The sequence below is a fragment of the Prauserella alba genome (assembly GCF_024171735.1).
Taxonomy (GTDB): Bacteria; Actinomycetota; Actinomycetes; order Mycobacteriales; family Pseudonocardiaceae; genus Prauserella; species Prauserella alba.
Map to the genome: position 1 here is coordinate 1 of NZ_JAMTCH010000010.1, position 22,299 is coordinate 22,299.

General features: G+C 71.4%; 19 protein-coding genes. 8 read left to right on the forward strand and 11 right to left on the reverse strand.

Annotated elements, in window-relative coordinates; translation table 11 throughout:
- Positions 1-384: 384 nt before the first annotated feature.
- Both LY12_RS25145 and LY12_RS25150 read right to left on the reverse strand, forming a co-directional pair.
- Entirely contained in the window at positions 385-1,515 is a 1,131-nt protein-coding gene (locus LY12_RS25145; RefSeq protein ID WP_253860027.1) for a glycosyltransferase family 4 protein, read from the reverse strand.
- Between the two features lie 141 nt (positions 1,516-1,656).
- Complete coding sequence (locus LY12_RS25150; RefSeq protein ID WP_253859957.1) at positions 1,657-2,802, reverse strand: glycosyltransferase family 4 protein; 1,146 nt, start codon at positions 2,800-2,802, stop codon at positions 1,657-1,659.
- A gap of 193 nt (positions 2,803-2,995) precedes the next feature.
- Here LY12_RS25150 and LY12_RS25155 point away from each other — a divergent pair, with 193 nt between their 5' ends.
- The 3 genes from LY12_RS25155 to LY12_RS25165 all read left to right on the forward strand — a co-directional run bounded on the left by LY12_RS25155 (position 2,996) and on the right by LY12_RS25165 (position 7,773).
- The gene (locus LY12_RS25155) at positions 2,996-4,069 is read left to right on the forward strand and encodes a glycosyltransferase family 2 protein (protein ID WP_253859958.1); all 1,074 of its coding nucleotides are present in this window, start codon (positions 2,996-2,998) and stop codon (positions 4,067-4,069) included.
- 73 nt (positions 4,070-4,142) lie between these two features.
- Positions 4,143-6,668: a glycosyltransferase gene (locus LY12_RS25160; protein ID WP_253860028.1), complete on the forward strand. Its 2,526-nt coding sequence runs from the start codon at positions 4,143-4,145 to the stop codon at positions 6,666-6,668.
- Positions 6,661-7,773 carry a glycosyltransferase family 4 protein gene (locus tag LY12_RS25165; RefSeq protein ID WP_253859959.1) on the forward strand — a complete coding sequence of 371 codons (1,113 nt, stop codon included), beginning with the start codon at positions 6,661-6,663 and terminating at the stop codon, positions 7,771-7,773. The genes LY12_RS25160 and LY12_RS25165 overlap by 8 nt, the downstream gene beginning before the upstream one ends.
- Before the next feature lie 134 nt (positions 7,774-7,907).
- On the opposite strand, the gene LY12_RS25170 is transcribed toward LY12_RS25165, so the two are convergent.
- Positions 7,908-8,459: a TetR/AcrR family transcriptional regulator gene (locus tag LY12_RS25170; RefSeq protein WP_253859960.1), complete on the reverse strand. Its 552-nt coding sequence runs from the start codon at positions 8,457-8,459 to the stop codon at positions 7,908-7,910.
- Between the two features lie 98 nt (positions 8,460-8,557).
- On the opposite strand from LY12_RS25170, the gene LY12_RS25175 reads away from it, so the two are divergent.
- Entirely contained in the window at positions 8,558-9,265 is a 708-nt protein-coding gene (locus LY12_RS25175; RefSeq protein ID WP_253859961.1) for an SDR family oxidoreductase, read from the forward strand.
- A 202-nt stretch (positions 9,266-9,467) separates the two neighbouring features.
- Here the strand turns inward: LY12_RS25175 and rfbD are convergent, their stop codons facing one another.
- Together rfbD and rfbB are read right to left on the reverse strand one after the other, a co-directional pair.
- Positions 9,468-10,382 carry a dTDP-4-dehydrorhamnose reductase gene (rfbD, locus tag LY12_RS25180; protein ID WP_253859962.1) on the reverse strand — a complete coding sequence of 305 codons (915 nt, stop codon included), beginning with the start codon at positions 10,380-10,382 and terminating at the stop codon, positions 9,468-9,470.
- Positions 10,383-10,422: 40 nt separating this feature from the next.
- Positions 10,423-11,397, reverse strand: coding sequence for a dTDP-glucose 4,6-dehydratase (gene rfbB / locus LY12_RS25185; protein WP_253859963.1), 975 nt, complete (start codon positions 11,395-11,397; stop codon positions 10,423-10,425).
- 188 nt (positions 11,398-11,585) lie between these two features.
- Here rfbB and LY12_RS25190 point away from each other — a divergent pair, with 188 nt between their 5' ends.
- Genes LY12_RS25190 through LY12_RS25200 form a run of 3 tightly spaced genes read left to right on the forward strand, consistent with a single transcriptional unit; the run spans position 11,586 to position 15,737 of the window.
- Positions 11,586-13,304, forward strand: coding sequence for an LCP family protein (locus LY12_RS25190; protein WP_253859964.1), 1,719 nt, complete (start codon positions 11,586-11,588; stop codon positions 13,302-13,304).
- Positions 13,305-13,350: 46 nt separating this feature from the next.
- Complete coding sequence (locus tag LY12_RS25195; protein WP_253859965.1) at positions 13,351-15,009, forward strand: LCP family protein; 1,659 nt, start codon at positions 13,351-13,353, stop codon at positions 15,007-15,009.
- A 26-nt stretch (positions 15,010-15,035) separates the two neighbouring features.
- Positions 15,036-15,737 carry a TIGR03089 family protein gene (locus LY12_RS25200; RefSeq protein ID WP_253859966.1) on the forward strand — a complete coding sequence of 234 codons (702 nt, stop codon included), beginning with the start codon at positions 15,036-15,038 and terminating at the stop codon, positions 15,735-15,737.
- On the opposite strand, the gene LY12_RS25205 is transcribed toward LY12_RS25200, so the two are convergent.
- The 4 genes from LY12_RS25205 to LY12_RS25220 form a co-directional block, all read right to left on the reverse strand.
- Entirely contained in the window at positions 15,730-16,155 is a 426-nt protein-coding gene (locus LY12_RS25205; protein WP_253859967.1) for a DoxX family protein, read from the reverse strand. The two genes, LY12_RS25200 and LY12_RS25205, sit on opposite strands and share 8 nt — an antisense overlap.
- A gap of 302 nt (positions 16,156-16,457) precedes the next feature.
- The gene (locus tag LY12_RS25210; protein WP_253859968.1) at positions 16,458-16,988 is read right to left on the reverse strand and encodes a GNAT family N-acetyltransferase; all 531 of its coding nucleotides are present in this window, start codon (positions 16,986-16,988) and stop codon (positions 16,458-16,460) included.
- Between the two features lie 220 nt (positions 16,989-17,208).
- A complete protein-coding gene (locus LY12_RS25215) occupies positions 17,209-17,772 on the reverse strand; it encodes a hypothetical protein (RefSeq protein ID WP_253859969.1) in 564 nt (187 codons plus the stop codon).
- Between the two features lie 314 nt (positions 17,773-18,086).
- Positions 18,087-19,256 (reverse strand): acyl-CoA dehydrogenase family protein, encoded by a 1,170-nt coding sequence (locus tag LY12_RS25220; protein WP_253859970.1) that lies wholly within the window; start codon positions 19,254-19,256, stop codon positions 18,087-18,089.
- A gap of 209 nt (positions 19,257-19,465) precedes the next feature.
- Between LY12_RS25220 and LY12_RS25225 the strand changes: the two genes are divergently transcribed.
- On the forward strand, positions 19,466-20,347 hold the full coding sequence (locus LY12_RS25225; RefSeq protein ID WP_253859971.1) for a LysR family transcriptional regulator: 882 nt from the start codon (positions 19,466-19,468) through the stop codon (positions 20,345-20,347).
- A 112-nt stretch (positions 20,348-20,459) separates the two neighbouring features.
- Here LY12_RS25225 and purE read toward each other — a convergent pair whose 3' ends face one another.
- A complete protein-coding gene (gene purE / locus LY12_RS25230) occupies positions 20,460-20,960 on the reverse strand; it encodes a 5-(carboxyamino)imidazole ribonucleotide mutase (protein ID WP_253859972.1) in 501 nt (166 codons plus the stop codon).
- Between the two features lie 56 nt (positions 20,961-21,016).
- Positions 21,017-22,201 carry a 5-(carboxyamino)imidazole ribonucleotide synthase gene (locus tag LY12_RS25235; protein ID WP_253859973.1) on the reverse strand — a complete coding sequence of 395 codons (1,185 nt, stop codon included), beginning with the start codon at positions 22,199-22,201 and terminating at the stop codon, positions 21,017-21,019.
- Positions 22,202-22,299: the final 98 nt, after the last annotated feature.

Genomic DNA, 22,299 nt, shown 5'->3' on the forward strand with positions numbered 1-22,299 from the left:
CCCGCCGCAGATCCGCGATCCGTTCCCGCTCGGGCAACGTCAAAAACCGGGGATGCAACTCCGCCTGAACCGCCGCCAACGACCCATCACCAGACACCACCGGGTTATATCCACCAGCCCGGGCCGCCCGCACCCACCTCAACCCCGTCGAACGATGCACCCCCACCGCCCGCGACGCCGCCGCGACATTCCCACCCTCCCCATCCAACACCCGACAAAACACATCCCACACCACCGACAACCCCACAACCACTCCTCAAAACCAGGAGCGTTGCAACCACCACTAGAACCCGCCCAACACGATCCCCCAAACCCGCAACACGATCCCCCAAACCCGCAACACGGCAGGGGCGGGTGCCGGACACGCGCGGAAGAGCCCTGGCGTCAGTGCGGCAGGGCGGCGGCGTGGGCGGCCCTGGCGTAGGCCTCGCGGTGGCGTTCGGCCGTGGATCCCCACGCGAACTCCTTCGCCCGGCGCTGAGCGGCCGACGCGAGCCGCGAGCGGCGTGCGGGGTCGTCGAGCAGTTCCCGCAGAGCGGCCGCGACGTCGCCTGCTCCGACGCCGCAGTAGGCCACGGCGTCGCCGCCGACTTCGGGCAACGCCAGTCGCCGCGTGGTCAGGACGCAGGCGCCGGACGCCATCGCTTCGAGCACCGGCAGGCCGAAGCCCTCGCCGAGGCTCGGATACGCGACGAGTTCGCTGCCGCCGAGGAACCCGGCCAGCGCGTCGTACGGCAGGTAGCCCGCGCGGATCACCCGCAGCCGGTGCGGCACGGAATCGAGCGCCGACTCCACCTGCCGGTCCCAGCCGGGTTGCCCGGCGAGCACGAGCGCGGGCGGTTCCGGCATGTCCGCGACGGCGTGGGCGAACCCGCGTACCAGCGCGGGCACGTTCTTACGCGGTTCGAGCGCACCGAGGAACGCGACGTACGGCGTGGTGCCGAGGCCGACCGCGTCGCGTGCCGCCCTGGTCTCCTCCGGTGAGGGCACGTGGAACCGCTCCTCGTCGACGCCGTGGTGGACGACCTCCACCCGGGCGCGCGCGGCCGGGGTGACGCGGGTGAGTTCGTGGGCGGTGGCGTCGCTGGGAACCACGCACACGTCGGCCCGCCGCAACGCGGTCGACGTCCACGTGCGGAAGAACCGCGCCTTGACCGAGGAGTGCAGCACCGGGTCGGTGAAGAACGTCGCGTCGTGCAACGTGACCACCGAGGCGGCACGGCTCGCCAGCGGCATCGTGTAGTGCGGTGAGTGGACGACGTCGACGCCGAGCCTGGCCGCGAGACGCGGCAGCGTGGTCTGTTCCCACGTGAGCCTGGCCGTGCGGGTGGCGGTCGATTCGGCGGCGGGCACGACCTCCGCGTGCGGGGCGAGCCGGCCGTACAGCTCGGTGTCCCGCGGTTGGCACACCACGGCGATCGCCGCCCCGTCGGCGTCGAGGGCGGCGACCAGGGAGTCGACATATCTGCCGACGCCACCGCGGTCGGCAGGCACAGCGGTGGCGTCGATCAGCACTCTGGGATCGGCCACCCGAGCAGGGTACGACCCGGTGACCGGCGCGCGTCGGGCGTTCGCCAAAGTCACGACAGGATCACGGGCGCATAACAGCCGGTCAGCGACGTGCCTGCGGTGCCGGCAGCCACCGAGCGACCCCGATCAGGGGTCCACCGTCGCGGGGGTCCGGGCGGGTGACGTCGTGTGCAACCGCCAGATCGCCTGCGCGGCGGCGCCCCACGTGAACGCACGCGCACGCGTGCGTCCGGCCCGCACCAGTGTCCTGGCGTACTCTCCACCGGTCAGGACCTCCCGCAGCGCCGCGGCCAGCGCATCCGCGTCGCCGCGCGGTACGCACCGGCCCGCACCGCCCGCGACCTCGACCAGCGCGGGCGCGTCCGAATGCACCACGGGCACGCCCGCTGCCATCGCCTCCAGCACGGGCAGGCCGAAGCCCTCGGCGAAGCTCGGCGCAGCGAGAGCGCTCGCGCCGCGCAGCACGGTGATCAGTTCCGCGTCGGTCAACCTGCCGAGCACACGTACCCGTTCGGGCGGCAGGCCGGCATCGGCGGCGACGCGGCGCGGGTCCAGCCCACCCCAGCCGGGCTGACCGGCCAGCACGAGCGGCGCATCGCCGATGCCTGCCATCGCGCGGATCAGGACGTCGATGCCCTTGCGCGGTTCGACCGTGCCGACGGCGAGCACGTACCGCTCCGGCAGGCCGGACCGCAGGGGTTCCGACGGCGGCGATGCCGCTTCGGTCGTCGCGAGCGGGGCCGGTTCGGGCCAGCTGGTCGTGCCGTGGCCGACGACGTGCACGGGGGCGGGGCCGGCGACGTGTCGCGCGAGGTCGTCGGCGACCGCACGGGTGGGCACGACGACGCCGTCCGCTCTGCGCAGCGCCGCCGTGATCGCGGCGCGGTGCCAGGAGACGCCGCGCGGGGTAAGCGTCTCCGGGTGTGTCCACGGGACGGTGTCGTGCACGGTCACCGACAAGGTGCGGCCGCGGGGTGCGCGGGGCGGCGCGAGGGGCGTCGGCGCGTGGACGGCGTCGCCGCCGGGCCACCACGGCGTCCCGCGCCGCCACAGTTCGGTCAGCACGCGCCGCCCCACGGGCAGCACCCGCGGGCCCGCGACACCGGCGACGCGCGCGGCCTCGACGTCGCCGTGGCGCGCCACGACGCCGGCCACCCGCCAGTCCTCCGGCGCGGTCTCCGCCAGCGCGCGCAGCAGTTCCGCCGTGTACCGGCCCGTCCCGCCGGGCACCGGCGCCAGCAGCTGCTCGGCCACCACTGTCAACTCCCGCACCGGGGCCATTCTGCCCCCAAGGGCACCTTGGAGGCACTCAACACAGTCACGCGTCAGCGTGTCCTTGAGGGGCGGTGGCCGGGCCGGCGGGCGGGAGCCCCGAACCTTCCCCTGATCATGACCACCCACAGCGATCTCCCGCCCGCCGCGACCTCCCGCCCGCCGCTGCGCCGCGCTCGCTACGGTGCTACCCATGCCCGCCACCACCGTCGTCGTCGTGACCTGGCGCGGCGCGGCCCACCTCGGCGACTGCCTCGACGGACTCGCCGCACAGACCCGTCCACACCGGACACTCGTGGTGGACAACGCGGCCGACGACGGCACCCGGCGGATCCTCGCCGAGCACCCGAGCGCCCCCGAGGTGCTGCGGCTCGGAACCAACACGGGCTACGCAGGCGGCGTCGCAGCCGCGCTCGACGTGGTCGACACCGAGTTCGTCGCGTGGTTGAACGACGACGCCGTGCCGCCGCCCGACTGGCTCGCCACCCTGGAATCCGCCGCGGGCCCCGCCACGGCAGCCGTCACGTCCCGGCTGATCCGTCCCGACGGCACGGTGCAGTCCACCGGTGTCGGCCTCACCGCCGACGGGCACGGCCGCGACCTCGACGGCCCGACCACCACCGGCCCCACGACCACCACCGGCCACGACACCGTCGCCGACCGCGAGACCAGCGACCACGAAACCAGCGACGACGAGACCAGCGACCGCGGGACCCCAGCCGAGCAAGGGACCCCAGCCGAACAAAGGATCACAGCGCCGTTCGGGTTCTGCGGCGGTGCCGTACTCGTCCGTACGCGCGCCCTCCGCGACGTCGGCGGTGTGCCTGCGGAGTTCTTCTGCTACTACGAGGACACCGACACGTCCTGGCGCCTGCGCCTGGCCGGCTGGGACATCGCGGTGGCCGGCACCGACGTCTGTCACCGCCACGGCGCCAGTACCCGGCCGGGATCGGCGGCCTTCCACCGGTGGAACGAACGCAACCGTCTGCTGATGCTGCTGCGCTGCGCGCCCGCCGCGGTCGCGCTGCGGGAACTCGCCAAGTTCACCGCGTTGACCGCGGTGCTGCCGTTGCGCAGACTGGCGGCACCACTCCGGCCCGACGGTCCGGACGTGCCCGACGCCGCGAACTTCGACCCACGACTGCGCCTGCGCGTGCTGGCCGACGTCACCCGCATGCTGGGCTGGGTACGGCGCACCCGCCGGGACATCGGACGCCGCTCCACGGTCGGCCGAGGCTCCCTCTGGCAGCGCTGGGCAGGCGGATAAGCTGGGACGAGGTGAGGGGAAGGGAGCGCCCGTGCCGCAGCAGGACCCGGCGACGCAGCACGACCCGGCAACGATGCACGGCCCACCGGCACGGCACGATCCGGCGGTACCGCTGGTCTCGGTCGTGGTGGTGAACTACCGCGGCGCCGACGACACGATCGCCTGCCTGCGCGCGCTGGCCGAGCACGACTACCCGAACCTCGAGGTCATCTGCGTCGACAACGCCTCGGGCGGTGACGACGTGGCACGCATCCGGGACGCGGTGCCGGGGGTCCGGCTCGTCACGTCGGAGACGAACCGCGGGTTCGCCGGCGGCTGCAACCTCGGCGCACGCGAGGCGAACGGCACCGTGCTGGCGCTGCTCAACAACGATGCCCGGCCCGCGCCCGGCTGGGCGGGGAACGCCGTGGCCACGCTGCGGGCCGAGCCCGCCGTCGGCGCGGTCGCGAGCAAGGTCCTCGACTGGGACGGCACGGGCACCGACTTCGTCGACGCGGGACTCACCTGGTTCGGCATGGGCTACAAGCCGCGCGCCGGGGGGCCGATCGCCGACGTGCCGCGTGCCGAGCACGAGGTCGCCAAGGACGTGCTGTTCGCGACCGGGTCGGCGATGTTCGTACGCGCTTCCGTGTTCGCCGAACTGGGCGGGTTCGACGAGCGCTTCTTCATGTTCTACGAGGACGTCGACCTCGGCTGGCGGCTCAACCTGCGCGGTTGGCGCGTGCGCTACGTGCCGGAGTCGCTGACCTACCACCGGCACCACGCCACCATGTCCGAAGTGGACTCACCGGACGGCGGCCGGGAGACGTTCCTGCTGGAGCGCAACGCCCTGGCCGCGCTGTACAAGAACGCCTCTACCGAAACACTCTCCGCCGCGCTGCCCGCAGCACTGGCGCTCACCGTGCGGCGGGCCACCGCGCGCGGCGAGCTCGACCCGACACAACTGGACCTCGAACACGGCACCGGCCCGGCCGACACCGCGCCCGTGCCCGTGCCGCGCAGCACGCTCGCGGGCGTACTGGCGATCGACCAGTTCGTCGAGCAACTGCCGTCGCTGGCGCAGTCGCGCGCCGCCGAACAGGCCGCGCGAGTGCGCACCGACGCCGACCTGCTGCCGTTGCTGCGCAACGCCCTCGAACCGGCCTATCCGCTCCCCCGCTACCTGACCGCACACGACATCCTCGTCGAGGCCTTCGGCATCGAGCAGGCCTTCGGTACCCGCCGGAAGGTGCTGGTGCTCACCGGCGACGCGATCACCGAGCGCATGGCGGGCCCGGCGATCAGGGCGTGGAACATCGCCGAGGTCCTCTCCGGCGAACACGACGTGCGCCTCGTGACGGTCAACCCGCTCGCCGAGCCGCCACCCGCTCCTTTTCCCGTGAGCGCCGCCCGCAGGCGCGACCTGAGCGAACCTGTCGCATGGGCCGACGTCGTCATCCTGCAGGGGCACGTGCTGGAGATGGCGCCTGCGCTGCAGTCCGAGTACGCACACAAGATCGTCGTGTGCGACCTGTACGACCCGATGCACCTCGAACTGCTCGAGCAGACCAAGGACGTGCCCGACGATCGCCGCGCCGCCGACCTCGACGGCGTCACCCGGGTCCTGGACGCCCAGCTGCAGCGCGGCGACTTCTTCCTGTGCGCTTCCGAGCGGCAACGGCACCTGTGGCTCGGCCACCTCGCCGCGACGGGCAGGCTCACCCCGCGGCTCTACGACGCGGACCCGACGACGCAGTCGCTGCTGTCGGTCGTCCCGTTCGGCCTGTCGGCACGGCCACCGCAGCGCACCGGCGCCGGCCTGCGCGCCTCGCTCGGACTGTCCGAAAGCGACCGGGTCGTGCTGTGGGCGGGCGGCGTCTACAGCTGGTTCGATCCGCTGACGCTCGTGCGCGCCGTGGAACGGCTCAGCGACCGCCGCGGCGACGCTCGGCTGGTGTTCCTCGGCATGAAGCACCCGAACCCCGAAGTGACCGAGATGGACATCGGCGCGCAGACCATGCGGCTGTCCGATTCCCTCGGACTGACCGGTAAACACGTGTTCTTCAACCAGGAATGGGTGGCCTACGACGACCGCCAGAACTGGTTGCTCGACGCCGACTGCGGTGTCACCACGCACTTCGAGCACATCGAGACGACGTTCGCGTTCCGCACCCGCGTGCTGGACTACCTGTGGGCGGGACTGCCCATCATCACGACCGACGGCGACGCGTTCGCCGACCTGGTCCGCCGCGAACGACTCGGCATCGTCGTACCGGCCGAGGACACCGAGGCGCTCGCCGACGCGCTGGAGAAGTGCCTGTACGACACGGATTTCGCCGACGGCTGCCGGGAACGCATGGCCGCCGTCGCCGAGCGGTACACGTGGCAGAACGTGCTCGACCCGCTGGTGCGGTTCGTGCGCGATCCGCGCCCGGCCGCCGACCGGCTGGCCGGCGCGGCCGACCTCACCTCCGAACCGCCGCTGAACCGGGTGCAGAAGCTGCGCCGCGACGTGGCGCTGGTCAAGGAGTACCTCTCCGACGGCGGTCCCGGCGAGCTGACCCGCAGGGCCGCGGGCCGGGTGCGCAAGATCGTACGGACGAGGTTGCGCCGTGGCTGAGCCGAACGGGAGGCCGGAGGGGAAGCCGCTGCGGGTGCTGCTCGACGGCACCCCACTGCTGGGCGATCGCACGGGAATCGGCCGGTACACCGCGTCGCTCTCGGAGGAACTCGCCTCGCTGACGGGCGACGTCGATCTGCGTGCCGTCGCGTTCACCCTGCGCGGCTGGCGGAAGCTGCGGACGGTGCTGCCGCACGACGTGTCCGCACGCGGCATGCCGGTTCCCGCACGGATACTCCGGAAGCTGTGGGTGCGCTCACCGCTGCCGCCGGTGGGCCTGTTCGCGGGCAGCTACGACGTCGTCCACGGCACGAACTTCGTACTGCCGGCCAGTATCCGCGGTGCGGGTGTGCTCACGATCCACGACCTGGCGTTCCTCGACGCCCCCCAGGAGCTGGCGCCGAGCGACGCCGAGGTGCCGGAACTCGTGCGCCGGGGTGCGGCGCGGGCGAACGTGATCTGCACCCCGACCGAGGCCGTCGCCGACGCCGTCGCGGAACGGCTCGACGTCGACCGCGGCAAGATCGTCGTGACACCGCTCGGCGTCGACGCCGGTTGGTTCACCGGACGTCCCCCGAGCCCGCGTACCCGCCAGCGGCTCGGCTTGCCGTCGCGGTACCTGCTGTTCGCCGGCGCGCCGGGGCCGCGGAAGGGCCTCAACTGGCTGCTCGAGGCGCACGCCGCCGATCCGTCGCTGCCACCGCTGGTGTTCGCGGGCCCCGGCGGCTTCCCCCGCGGCGAGCGGCGGCACCACGTCGGCTACCTGTCCGATGTGGACCTGCAACGGGTGGTCGCGGGCGCGTCCGCGCTCGTGCTGCCTTCGCGGGACGAGGGCTTCGGACTACCGGTGCTCGAAGCCATGGCGTGCGACACGCCCGTGGTGTGCACGGACGTACCCGCACTCCGCGAAGTCTCGGGCGGGCTGGCACACCTCGTGCCGTACGGCGACGTCGGCGCGCTCGCCTCCGAGCTGCGCGCCGCCGTCGACGAGCCCAACGCGGCGTCGACCGCGGCCACCCGCCGTGCCCATGCCGGCGGTTTCACGTGGCTCCGCTGCGCCGAGACAACACTCGAGGCCTACCGCACCGCCGCAGGAACCCCCTGACCGACCCCGGCCCGGGTTGCACCCTCCGGTGCGCGTGTGCTGCGTTCAGGACCCCGTGTCCTGCACTCGGACGCGCGTGTTCTGCGTTCAGTACGGCGTGTTCCGCACCGTGACGGAGCTCGGCGAAGCCAGGCTCACGCCCCGCGACGAAGCCCGTCCAGTACGACGTCCAGCAGCCGCCGAGCCCGCCCGTCCCATTCGCCGTCGTCGAGCCGGGACAGGTATCCGACGAGCAACACGACGTCACGTGCGTCCACATCGGACCGTATGGTGCCGTCGGCCTTGCCCGCTTCGAGTAATGTCGTCACCGCATCACCGATCGGGCCGTGGCTGTGGTCGGCGAGATCACGCCGTACGCCTGCCTCGACGGCCGCCAGAACACCCCGCTTGACCCGCGCGTACGCCACCAGCCGGTCGAACCAGGCACTCAAAGCCGAGAGCGGATCGTATTCGGCAACCAGCGCAGGGGCCGCGTCGACGAGCTCCTCCACATCCTGCCGATACACCTCGGCGAACAAGTCGTCGCGGGTCGGGAAATGGCGGTACAGCGTTCCTTGACCGACGCCGGCCTTCTTGGCCACGGCATTGAGCATCACCTCGCCGCCGTCCGCGACGAGCTCACGGGCCGCCTCGACGATCCGCGCGCGATTCTCGGTGGCATCAGCCCTTCGACGCTGTGCATTCATCGCTTCCTCGCACCGCTCCCATTGCAAACGGACACGTGTCCGGTACAGTGAACGCCCAACCGGACACGTGTCCACTTCAACGCACTCAGGGAGCAATCATGCCATCGGCCGTGGACAAGGTCGTCGCCGTCACCGGCGCGAGCAGCGGCATCGGCGAGGCGACCGCGCACCTGCTCGCCGAACGGGGCGCGGCGGTCACACTCGGCGCCCGCCGCGCAGACCGGCTCGACGCACTCGCCCGCGACATCCGGGAGCGCGGCGGACGCGCCGTCGCCGTCACCACCGACGTGACCCGACGCGACGACGTCATGCACCTCGTCGACACCGCCGTTGCCGAGTTCGGCCGACTCGACGTGCTGGTCGGGAACGCGGGTGCCGCCGCCGTCTCCCCGATCGCCGACCTCACCGTCGACGCGTGGCAGGCCATGATCGACGTCAACCTCCACGGCGTACTGAACGGCATCGCGGCCGCCCTCCCCGTCTTCCGCGAGCAAGGGCACGGCCACCTCGTCACGACGGTGTCGACGGCGGGTCTCAAGATCGTTCCCGGCCAAGGGGCGTACGCCGGCACCAAGAACGCCGCGCGCACCATGCTCGAAGCGCTGCGCCAGGAATCGACCGACGGCGTGCTGCGGACGACCTCCGTGTCGCCGGGATACGTCGACACCGAACTGGCGGGCGACGCCGGTATGCCGGAGTGGGCGCTCCCTCCGGAGGCGGTCGCCCGCGCGATCGTGTTCGCCATCGAGCAGCCACACGAGGTGGAGATCGGCGACATCACCATCCGGCCGACGGTCCAGGGCTGACCCCGCCGCGGGGCAGCGTCGCCCACCGGTTCGCTCATACGGTCCGCCGGTCGACAGGCCGGGCACCGCGGTCCGGCAAGAGTGGATCCCGGCGTTGCGCGCTCCTACCGGACAGCATGCAGCAACATCACGGTCCCGGAAAGCGCAACACGGCGTCCCGAACGCAGGACACGCGGTGCCGAGTGCAGGACGCGCGAGCGGGTTAGGTGTCGACGAGGATGCTCCGGTGACCGGCGGCGAAGGCGGACAGGGCTTCACGCCACGGGCGCAGCGGAGTCAGGCCCGCCTCGCGCCACGCGGCGTTCGACAGCACCGAGTACGCGGGGCGCGGCGCAGGGCGCGGATGATCCGCCGTGGTGCACGGTGACACGCGGTCGGGGTCGGCACCGACCTCCTCGAACACGGCGCGTGCGAACTCGTACCAGGTGGTCTCACCACCGCCCGTGCAGTGCAGCACCCGGCGCGCCGGCGGGTTGCCGCCCGCCACGGCGCAGGCCAGTTCCAGCAGCCCGGAAGCCAGATCGGCCGTCCACGTCGGACTCCCACGCTGATCATCCACAACGGACGGATTCACGCCTTCGGAAGCCAACCGCGCCATGGTCTTCACGAAGTTGCCACCACCCGCGCCGTACACCCACGCGGTGCGGACGATCCACGCCCGCACGCCGGAACCGAGCACGGCATCCTCGCCGGCCGCCTTGGTCCGGCCGTAGGCACTGCGTGGGCCCAGTGGCGCATCCGGTTCGTAGGGAGTGTCACCGTCCCCGTCGAACACGTAGTCGGTCGACACGTGCAGCAGCGGCACCCGTCGCGACGCGCACACCGCGGACAGCACACGCGGCCCGTCGACGTTCACGGCGAACGCGCGCTGCTCGTCGTCCTCGGCCGCGTCGACGGCCGTGTAGGCGGCCGCGTTGATCACCACGGGCATGCGGCCGTCGGCGCGTGCCTCGTCCACCAACCGGGAGACGCCCTCCAGCACGGCGCCCGGCTTGGTGATGTCCAGTTCCGCGGACCCGGGGGCGTGCACGACGGCCCCGCGCTCCGCGCCGACGGCCGACAGGTCCTTCCCGAGCTGGCCCGTTCCTCCTGGCACCAGCACCGCGAGGCGGCTCATCCGATCACCTCATACAACGACAGACAGCGGGCGACGCACGTCACCGGTTCTTCAGCGGCTCCCACCATGCGCGGTTCTCGGCGTACCACCGCACCGTGTCGGCGAGTCCGGTTTCGAAGTCGATGCGGGGACGATAACCCAGCTCGGTGCTGATCTTGGTGATGTCGACCGAATACCGGCGGTCGTGGCCCTTGCGGTCCTCGACCGGACGCACCATCTCCCAGCCCGCCCCCACGGCCGTGAGCAGGCGTTCGGTGAGTTCGCGGTTGGTCAGTTCGGTGCCGCCGCCGATGTTGTAGATCTCGCCCGCCCGTCCCGAGGCGGCCACGAGCGCGATGCCGCGGCAGTGGTCGTCGATGTGCAGCCAGTCGCGCACGTTGAGCCCGTCCCCGTACAGCGGCACCTGCTTGCCGTCGAGCAGGTTGGTCACGAACAGGGGGACGACCTTCTCGGGGAACTGGTACGGCCCGTAGTTGTTCGAACACCGTGTGATGCACACGTCGAGCTCGTAGGTGCGATGGAACGAGCGGGCGAGCAGGTCGGACGAGGCCTTCGAGGCCGAGTACGGGGAGTTCGGCAGCAACGGGTGGTCCTCCGGCCACGAACCTTCCTCGATCGAGCCGTACACCTCGTCGGTGGACACGTGGACGAACCGGCCGACGCCGGCGTCGAGTGCCGCCTGCAGCAGCGTCTGCGTTCCCGCCACGTTGGTGAGCACGAAGTCGGCCGACCCCGCGATCGAACGATCCACATGCGACTCGGCCGCGAAGTGCACCACGAGGTCCACACCACGCATGACCTCGGTGACCACGCCCGCGTCGCAGATGTCGCCGCGCACGAACCGCAGCCGCGGATCGCCGGCGACCGGATCCAGGTTCGTCTGGTTGCCTGCGTACGTCAGTTTGTCCAGCACGACGACCTCGGCGCCGGCGAGCTCCGCGTACGCTCCTGCCAGCGTCTGCCGCACGAAATGCGACCCGATGAACCCGGCGCCGCCCGTGACGAGCACCCGCATGTGTCCTCCCGTACCTGTGCCCGGCGCGGGCGTGCCCGCCAGCGCCACCGCAGACCGCGAACGGCCGATTGGAACCCTCCGAAAGAGGGGAACGCAGCAACAAGGTCGCAACGGCTGTGCGGCCGAACAAGCGTTACACACGTCGATCAGTAGTGTGAGACGAGGCAGCCATCCGGGAGGAGCTAGAGGTGACCGACTGGCCGGGGACAGCGGTCGTGGCCGGCTCCCGCCGACAGCGCAAGCAGCGGGGAAAGCGCAGTCAGTGGAGGAAGCACAGCCTGTGGGGCCCGTGGGGCCGGCGCCGCAGGCGACAGGACGGCCGTCACGGCGACGAGGGGCCGCCGCATGACGCCGCCGGTGCCACGCGGCGGGCCGGTGCGGCCACTTGGGCGCGCCGGGGCGGCAAGACCGTGGTCGCGCTCGTGTCGGCCATGGTCATGGTCGTGTCGTGGTACGGCTGGCAGTTCATCGGCGACGTCAACTCGGGCACGTCCACCACCGACGTCTTCGACGGCGACCGGGCGACCGCCGCGCCGATGGACGGCGCGATCGACATCCTGCTCGTCGGCATGGACAGCCGCACCGATAACCACGGCGATCCGCTGCCTCGCGAGGTCCTCGACAAGCTGCACGCGGGTGACGCGGACGGCGAGCGCCAGACGGACACGATGATCCTGGTACACATCCCACAGGACGGGCGGGGCGCCTCGGCGATCTCGTTCCCCCGTGACGCCTGGGTGGAACTCGCCAACGAGTACGGCACACACAAGCTCAACAGCGCGTTCGGCCGTGCCTACACCCACACGTCGAAACAGCTGCGCGCCCGCGCCGAGCTCGACCAGGACGAGATCGAGGACCGCGCACGAGTCGCCGGGCGCAAGAACCTGATCGCCTCGGTCGAGAAGCTCATCGACCGACCGGGCATGATCGACCGCTACGCCGAGGTCAACCTCGCCAGCTTCTACGAGATCACCAAGACGCTCGGCGGCGTGGACGTGTGCCTGAAGAACGACGTCGACGACGAGCGGTCCGGCCTCGACCTCAGCGCGGGCAGGCACACGCTGAAGGGCGTCGAGGCGCTCGCGTTCGTGCGGCAGCGCTACGGCCTGCCGAACTACGATCTGGACCGCATCGCACGGCAGCAAGCGTTCCTGTCCGGCCTGGTGCGGAAGATGCTCTCGTCGGACGTGCTGTTCGACCCGGCCAAGATCAGCGAGGTCGTCGAGGCGGTGCAGTCGTCGGTGGTGCTCTCCGAGGACTGGGACCTGATGCAGTTCGCCGCCCAGATGAGGAACCTGTCGGGCGGCAACATCGAGTTCCACACGATCCCGGTGGAGGGGAACGAGCAGTTCGGCAGCGCCTCGGCCTTGGAGATCGACGTCGACGAGGTGCGCTCGTTCGTCGACGAGATCGTCGGGGACGAGCAACCGGACTCCTCGGCCGCACCCGACGTGGACGCCGGCGAGTACACGGTCGACGTCTACAGCGCGTCGGCGGACCCGGCGCACGGCGAATCGGTGCGGTCGCTGTTGCGGGACAACGGCTTCCAGGGCGAGGGCTCAGCCATTATGGACGGTGTGACCGAGCCGGTGGTCCGGCACGCCCCGGGGGACGCCGACGCCGCCGAGGCCGCCGCGGCGCTCCTCGGCCCCGACGTCGGCGTCGAGGAGGACCCTGCGCTGCCCGAAGGCAGGCTGGAGGTGCACGTCCACGCCGGGTTCGTGCCGGGGGAAACGACCAAGGGCGCGGACACGCCCCGTTCCGTGGCGCCGGCGTCCCTGTCCGGACCCGTGGCGAACAGCGCGGGGACCCAGCCCCGGACAGCGCAGCCCGCACAGGCGCAATCGGATGAACCCGATGAGCCGTCCGAACCCATCACCGCCGGTGACATCCCGTGCGTGAACTAGGCTTACGGCAGGCCTGAGCAGTACACGCCGGATGGGGAGGGGCCGCGTGAACGAGCGCGAGGAGCAGGACGCCGAGCGCCAGGGCTCCGAGGACAGCGACACCGGGGCGGACACCGGAACGGGGGAAGCAGAAACGGGGGAAGCAGGCACCGAGGCGACACCCGCCGACGGTGACCAGGCCGACGGCGATGGTGAGAGCGGCGACGGTGACCAGGCCGACGGTGACAGCGCCGACCGCGCCGATGCCGACTCGGGCGACGGCGCCGACGCGACTCCCGACACCGGCGACGGCGAAGAACCCGCCGGAACCGCGGGGCGGCCGAGCGGCACCCCGCGGCCGACCCCGCACCGCCGCACGCGAGCCGGGTCGCACGCGGCGGCCACGCAGGCAGCAACCCCTGCCCCCTCCCCGACCGGGGCGAACCGCGGAGGCAGACTCCGCCGCACCGGCCGGGCGACGGGGCGCACCGTCGTCACGTTGCTGTCGGTGATCGCGCTCTGCGTCACCGGCTATGCGTACGCGCGGCTCGACCAGCTCCACGACGCGATCGAGACCACGGACGCACTCGACGACTGGCACTACGAGTCGAGCGGCGACGACGAGGCTCCGCCGCCGCCCCCGAAGGACGACGGCGCCACGGACATCCTGCTGGTGGGCGCCGACTCCCGCACGGACATGCAGGGCAATCCGCTGCCGCTGTCGGTGCTGAAGGCGTTGCGCACGGAGAGCACCAGCGGCATCAAGACCGACACGATGATCATCCTGCGCATCCCGAAGGACGGCAGCGACCCCGTCGGCGTGTCCGTGCCGCGGGACACGTGGGTCGACGTGCCCCACGGCGGCAAGGACAAGGTCAACTCGGCCTACGGCGCGGCGAAGAACGCCGAGTGGCAGCGACTGCAGGCCGACGGCGTCACCGACAGGGCGCAGCTCGAACGGGACTCCAACCAGGCGGGCAGACGGGCTCTGGTGCGCACGCTGCAGGACTTCACCCAGGTGCACATCGACCACTACGCCGAGATCAACCTGCTCGGGTTCTACCTGCTCACGGAAGCCATCGGGGGCGTCGAGGTGTGCCTGAACGCACCGACGAAGGACAAGGACTCGGGCGCCGACTTCGACGCCGGGGTGCAGACGGTGTCCGGCGGCGAGGCGCTGTCGTACGTCCGCCAGCGCAAGAATCTCCCCAACGGCGACCTCGACCGCATCGTCCGGCAGCACACGTTCCTCTCGTCGGCGCTGGACAAGGCGATGTCGACGGGCACCCTGACGAACCCGGACAAACTGTCCGATCTGATCGACACGGTCCGCCGGTCGCTGGTGCTCGACCCTGACCTCGACGTGCTCGGGTTCGCTCAGCAGGCCAAGGACCTGCTCGGGGACGGTATGGAGTTCGAGACGATCCCGGTCACCGACGTCGCCGCCCGCAGCAGCGACGGGCAGAGCATCGTCACGGTCGATCTGCAGCGGGTGCGCTCCTTCATCCGCGGCCTGGCACACGGCTCCGGCGGGCAGGACGGTGCACCGTCGAACGACGGCGGAGGCGCGTCCCCCGGCCCGACGAATCCGAGCGGTGCGGCCGGCGACCCGCCGAGCGGGGGCGGCGCGGCAGTGGGTGGCAGCGCGGCAGGGGGCGCCGCACGCGGTGTCACCGGTGGTGTGGCGCTCAGCCGGGCATCCGGTCAGGTCCCCTGCGTCAACTGACGCGGCCGGCAGGGAGAATCGCGGGTGTGAACCTCACCGATCAGCTGCTGCGCCCGTCGCTGTCGTCGGCAGCGCGCCCGGCGGTGACGCATTACGACGACGCCGTGGGCAGCCGCGTGGAACTGTCCGTCGCGACGCTGGTCAACTGGGCGGCGAAGACGGCGAACTGGCTCGTCGAGGAGTTCGACGTCGAGCCGGGTGATCCGGTGGCGGTCGACCTGCCCGCGCACTGGCAGACAGCGGGCGTGCTGCTGGGCACGTGGTGGTGCGGCGGGCACGTGGTCGCCGACGCCGACGGTGCGCGGGTCGCGTTCACCGGGCCGGACGGTCCGACGGGGGTCGCCGACGACACGGCCGTGGTCGCGCTCGACCCGCTCGGCCGCGGCCTCGGACCGCAGGGAGCGGCGGCCGGCGCGTTCGACTACCTGTCGGACGCCCGCAGCGCGGGGGACGACTTCACCCCGCTGACTCCCGTTCCCGGCGACACGCCCGCACTCCTCGGCTCGACGGCCGACGACGTGCTGGCGACCGCACGGGAACGCGCGGGCGAGCTCGGCATCGGCTCCGGCGACCGGGTGTTGTCGACGCGGGCATGGACCCTGCCCGGCGGCGTGGTCGACGCACTGGTCGCACCGTTGGCGGCGGGTGCGCACGTGGTGCAGGTGTCCAACCCGGCGAAGCTGGACGCGCACCGCGCCGCCGAAGCCGCGACCGTCGACCTCAGCTGACCGGTTCGGCCTCCTTGCTGCTGCGGCGGCCGAGCAGGACGTGGTCGAGTGCCAGCCTGCCGCTGTTGAAGCCCAGCGCGAGGCCGGTGAGGGCGAGCAGGAGGACGAGTTCGTAACCGCCTTCACCGGTGAGCCCCGCGTCGAGGTGGACGGCGAACGTCGCGCCGAGGCCGACCACCGCGTAGCCGATGCCGACCAGCGGTGTCGCCAAGCCGACGATGAACAGGATCGAGCCGACGACCTCGACGGCGATGATGAAGACCGCGGCGACGGTGGGCAGCGGGATGCCGACGGCCCCGAGCATCTGAGCCGTCCCGTCGATCCCCGCGTTCCACTTGTCGAGTCCGTGGGCGAGGAACACCACGCCGACCGCGATGCGCCCGATCAGCGCCGCGACGTCCTGGATTCGTGCGTACATGCCTGACCTCCGCCAGATGGTTGACCGGGCCGTGGGCCCACCGGCCGCACAGCCGTGCCTGCTGCCCGCGCTCACCGCGGCTGCCTGAGCGCGCCTTACGCCGACCACGATACTGTTGAAATTTCAACGACAAGGACAGGCCCCGTGTTGCGGCCTCAGGGGCGCGTGTTGCGTTCTCGGGGGCGCCGTGTTGCGGCTTCCGGGAGGACGCCGGTGCTGTGCGGGACACACGTGCAGGTCACGGCCGCGGGCGTGGATCGAAATCGCATGCGGCTACCGGCGACGCGGACCACCCTGGGCGGTCAGACCGGCGGTGCGGGCAGTGGTTTGGCGAACCAGCATTCGGCGTACGGATCGTCGCCGTACCGGTCGATGTCGTGATATCCGCTGCGGCGGTAGAGGCCTTGCGCCTCGACGAGATCCCGGCGCGTGCCCAGGCGCATCTCCGGACTGCCGTGTGCGCGAGCATGGTCCTCGGCGGCAGTCAGGAGCCGCGGTGCCAGACCCGTGCCGCGGAACTCCGGGAGCACGAACATCTTCGTCAGTTCGGCGTAGGCGTCCAGCAGCCGCACCCCGACACACCCCGCGACGGCACCACTCTGCCGGGCGAGCAGGAACACGCCGGTCGGCGGGCGCAGGTCGGCGCCGGGTTCATCGGCCATGGCCGCGTCGACGTCGTCGCCGGTGATGGGCCGTGGGTAGTAGCGCCGGCACAGCTCGGTGAAGTACGCGCGGAGCACGGGGGTCGCGCCGGGGTCGTCGATGTCCGCGGGAACGATCGTGAACGACGGTTTCGGCGGTGTGGGTGGTTGCGGTGACGTCGGGGCGGGCATGGGTCGATCTTGCCACCGCCCGGCAGCCTCCGCGGCGGCACACGATCTCGGCGTGACCCTCCCTGCCGCGTGTCCTGCATTCAGCCCCGCATGTCCTGCAGCGAGACGAGGAGCAGAGGGCCGGGCACCAGAGGTGCAACGCGAAACGCCTTCCCGCCAGCCGCCGGCCATCGAAGAATCGCAGACATGATCACTGGCGACCTCGCCGCACTACGGCCGCTCACACCATGGTGAACGCCAGTGCCGCGGTGAGCACCGCCCAGCCGACGACGTGGACGATGCCGAGGGTGCGCCAGCCGCCGCGCGGGGTGTCGCGGTCGCCGCGAAGGATGCCGAACACGTACGCCGCCGACACGAACACGACCGCGGCGACGATGAGGCACGTCGGCAGCAGTGCGTTCGCCGCTCCGGCCGACGGTCCGATCTGCATGTCGCGGACCACGTCCTCGACATGCGTGCGCTCGGGCACCAGCAGCACGATCACGCTTGCGATGCCCGCGGGCACCACACCCAGCAGCCACCACTGTGGGCCACCGCGCGCCGCGAACCGGTGGATGCCGTACACCATCGGCAACGTCGCCGCGGCCAGGACGCCGATGACGACGATCAGCCCGCGGACACTGCCACCGCCGAGCGTCCACAACCCCTGCGCGACCGGCACCCGCAGCAACACGGCGAGTACCGGCATCACGCACGCCGCGAGGATGGCCAGCACGGGATACGGCGGCCTACGCGTGCCGTCGGAGGTCGACTCGGACGCCTCGGCAGATGCTTCGCGGTCCATACGTCGGCACTGTGGCAGATCCGACTTCCGCGGCCTGCACCGGCACGGCATCCGGGCCCATCCCTGCACCACGCGGGGCGCGGGAACGGAGACACGTCCCGGTGCGCATCGATGAGGATGCCGGGCGGTCGGCCGGCGGAAGGGGCGGCACCGGAGAACGCAACACGGTCCCCGAGAAAGGCAACACGGCTCCCGGAACCCGCAACACGGGCCCCGGAACGTGCAACACGGGGTGGTCGGCGGCCGCGCGGGTGGGGGCCACCGGCGAGGTCGTCGCCGGTGGCCCCCACCCGTCACGGGCTCGGTCCTCGAACTCAGCCCTTCAGCAGCGAGCGCGCCATCACGAGCTGCTGGATCTGGTTCGTGCCCTCGTAGATCTGGGTGATCTTGGCGTCGCGCATCATGCGCTCCACCGGGAAGTCGCGCGTGTAGCCCGCGCCGCCGAACAGCTGCACGGCGTCGGTCGTGACCTCCATGGCGACGTCGGAGGCGTACTTCTTCGCCGCCGACGCCATGAACGCCGCCCGCTCGTCACCGCGCTCACTGGCCGCGGCGGACGCGTACACCATGTGGCGGGCCGTTTCGACCTTCATGCCCATGTCGGCGAGCATGAACTGCACGCCCTGGAACTCGCCGATGGCCTGGCCGAACTGCTTGCGCTCCTTGACGTAGTCGACCGTCGCGTCGAGCGCGCCCTGCGCGATGCCGAGTGCCTGGGCACCGATGGTCGGGCGCGTGTGCTCCAGCGTCAGCAGCGCGGTCTTCAGGCCGGTGCCCGGTTCGCCGATGATGCGGTCACCAGGGATACGGCAGTTCTCGAAGTAGATCTCCCGCGTGGGCGATCCCTTGATGCCGAGCTTCTTCTCCTTCGGGCCCACCGAGAAGCCCGGGTCGTCGGCGTGGACGACGAACGCCGAGATGCCCTGCGACGGCTTCGCCGCGTCCGGGTTGCTGACGGCCATGACCGTGTACCAGCTCGACTCGCCCGCGTTGGTGATCCAGCACTTGGTGCCGTTGAGCACCCAGTCGTCGCCGTCCTGCTTCGCGCGCGTGCGCATGGACGCGGTGTCGGAACCGGCTTCACGCTCGGACAGTGCGTAGGAGGCACCCTTGCCTGCAGCGATGTCCGGCAGCACCTGCTTCTTCAGCTCGTCCGACGCCGACAGGATGATCGGCTGCGTACCCAGCTTGTTCACCGCCGGGATGAGACCGGCCGACGCGTCGACACGCGAGACCTCCTCGATGACGATGCACGCCGCAATGGCGTCCGCCCCCTGGCCGTCGTAGGCCTCGGGGATGTGCACCGCGTTGAAACCGGCCTTGTTGAGCGCGTCCAGCGCCTCCGTCGGATACCGCTCCTGCTCGTCCACCTCCGTGGCGTAGGGAGCGACCTCCTTCTCGGCCAGCGCCCGCACGGCCGCGCGCAGTTCCTCGTGCTCCTCCGCCAGCTGGTAGAGGCCTGGGCCTTCGCTCACCTGCGTCACCTTTCGTCCGAAACCTTCTGCGTCCGTTCTCGCACCGATGTTAGGCGTCGTTCACGTCGCCTGTCTGTGTCGTTGGCCGCAGTAGTTATCGACCGCAGTATCGGCCCCACGAATGTTACCCGCGCGTAGGGGCCGGTGTGACCGGGCGAACACAACAGCTCGGAAACATAGTAGCGCCGGAGTGTTCAGTGGCGACATACAGTTGGACCATGCTGGACGTGGCGAAACTGCGGCTGTTGCGAGCGGTCATCGCGACCGGATCGATCCGTGCGACGGCCACGAGACTCGGGTACACGCCGTCGGCGGTGAGCCAACAGCTCGCCGCACTGCAACGCGACACGGGGCTGCGGCTGTTCGACCGGGTCGGCAGGGGTATCGAGCCGACGTCGGCCGGCCGCACGCTCGCCGGCGAGGCGGAACAGGTGTTCAGCGCCCTGTCAGCACTGGACGGGGTGGCCGACGACCTGCGCGCGGGCAGGGTCGGCAGCCTGTCGATCGGCTATTTCGCTTCGGCGGGCGCCACGTGGCTGCCACCGGTGGCAGCGGCACTGCAGACCGAGTTCCCCGAACTCCGGCTCGACCTGCGCATGACCGAACAGCGCGACGGCCTCGAACTGCCGGACATCGACCTGTTCGTCGACGCGCCCGGCATCGAACACGCCCCACACGCCGACGTCCACCCGCTCGTCGACGACCCGTTCCTCGCCGTCGTGCAGGCCACCGACCCCCTCGCGGCTCGCGGCGAGGTGCCGCTCGCCGAGCTCGCCGACCGGCGCTGGGTCGACAACGACCTGCAGCGCGGCGCGTGCCGGCGCGTGCTGCTGGACGCCTGCGCGGAGGCGGGATTCTCACCGCAGTTCGCGGTCGAGACGCACGACTACCGGACCGCGATCCCGTTCGTGGCCACGGGGATCGGCATCACCGTGATTCCCCGACTCGGCATCGGCGACCTGCCTGCCGGGCTGACGACCGTGCGCCTCGCCTCCCCGCAGCCGGTGCGCAAGATCGCGGTGTCGGTGAAGAAGACAGTCGCCGACCACCCCGCGGCGGTGCGTGCCCTCGAGGTGCTGCAAGCGGTTGCCGGACCGTGACGTCGTGCCGTGCCGTCGCAGTCCGCGTGATGCCCCCAGGGGCACTTTGGTCGCACTCAACGCAACCAAGGTGCCCTTGGGGGCATTGATCGAGCGCCGTTGCGCGTGAGCGTCAGTCGGCCAGTTTGGCGCGCAGGGCGGCGTCCTTGTCGTGGACGAGCTGTTCGAGGTCGGCCTGGAACGCCGTCATCCGCTGCTGCAGCTCGGGGTCGCTCGCCGCGAGCATGCGGACGGCGAGCAGACCGGCGTTGCGGGCCCCGCCGACCGACACGGTCGCCACCGGGACACCCGCGGGCATCTGCACGATCGACAGCAGCGAGTCGAGCCCGTCGAGGTACTTCAGCGGCACGGGCACCCCGATCACCGGCAGCGGCGTCGCCGACGCGACCATGCCGGGCAGGTGCGCGGCACCCCCGGCACCCGCAATGATCACCTTCAGTCCGCGGCCCGCCGCCTCGCGGGCGTAGTCGAGCATCCGCTGCGGCGTCCGGTGTGCTGAGTAGACGCCGACCTCGTAGCCGACGCCGAACTCGTCGAGCGCCTGGCCTGCCGCTTCGAGCGTCGGCCAGTCCGAATCGCTGCCCATGATCACGCCGACGTCCGGTGTGCTCACGTCCTGCCTCCCGCGGGGTTCGTCGTGGCGGTTGACTCCGGCCGGGGCCGGATGCCTCAGTGGATGCTGTAGCCGTCCGGCCATTCGGCGGCCGACAGCCAGTGCGCCGCCATCCGCGCCTTCGCCCGGGTCTGCTCGTCGATGGGCCCGAGCACGTTGACGTGGCCCAGCTTGCGCCCCGGACGTTCCCCCTTGCCGTACAGGTGCACCTTGACGTCGGGGTAGCGCGCGTACAGGTGGTGCAGGCGCTCGTCGACGCTCATCGTCGGGGTCTCGGGGGCGCCGAGGATGTTGGCCATGACGGTCGGCGACAGCGGATCGGTCGTGCCGAGCGGGTAGTCGAGGACGGCGCGCATGTGCTGTTCGAACTGGGACGTGCGGCTGCCGTCCATCGTCCAGTGACCGGAGTTGTGCGGGCGCATCGCCAGCTCGTTGATCACCAGGCCACCATCGTCGGTCTCGAACAGCTCGACGGCCATGACCCCGGCGACGTCGAGCTCCTCGGCGATGCGCAGCGCGACGTCCTGTGCCCGCTGGGTGCCGGCTTCGGACAGGCCCGGCGCGGGTGCGAGGACCTCGGTGTTGATCCCGTCGACCTGCACGGTCTCCACCACGGGCCACGCCGCCCCTTGCCCGAACGGCGACCGTGCGACGAGCGCCGACAGTTCCCGGACCATGGGGACGCGCTGTTCGATCAGCAGCGACATCCCGGCGTCGAGGAGTTCGGGAATCTGTGCGCGGGCCTCGTCGGCGGAGCCGAGCTGCCAGACGCCCTTGCCGTCGTAGCCACCCGTCGCGGCCTTGAGGATCGCGGGCCAGCCGTACTCGTCGCCGAACTTCACGGCGTCGGAGACCTGCGTGACCTCGACGAACGCCGGGTTCGGCAGGCCGAGCGAGGCCATCCGTTCCCGCATGAGGAGCTTGTTCTGCGCGAACGCCAGCGCACCCGGTCCTGGCCGGACGACGAATCCCTCGTCGACGAGGCTCCGCAGGTGTTCGCCGGGCACGTGCTCGTGGTCGAACGTCAGCACGTCGACGCCACGCGCGAACGTGCGCAGCGCGTCGAGGTCCGTGTGATGGCCGTGGCTGACCTCGGCGGCGACGAGGCCCGCCGATTCGCCCTCGCCGACCGCCAGCACCCGCAACGACTGGCCGAGTGCGATCGCGGCCTGGTGGGTCATCCTGGCGAGCTGGCCACCGCCGACCATGCCGACGATGGGGAGTCCGGTACGCGTATCCATAGCGCGCTCAGCCTAAGCGGGCGGGATCCGGCCGCATCACGAGCCGCCCCCGAGTGTCACCCCGGCCACTGCCACGCAGCCACCTGCACCCGATACCG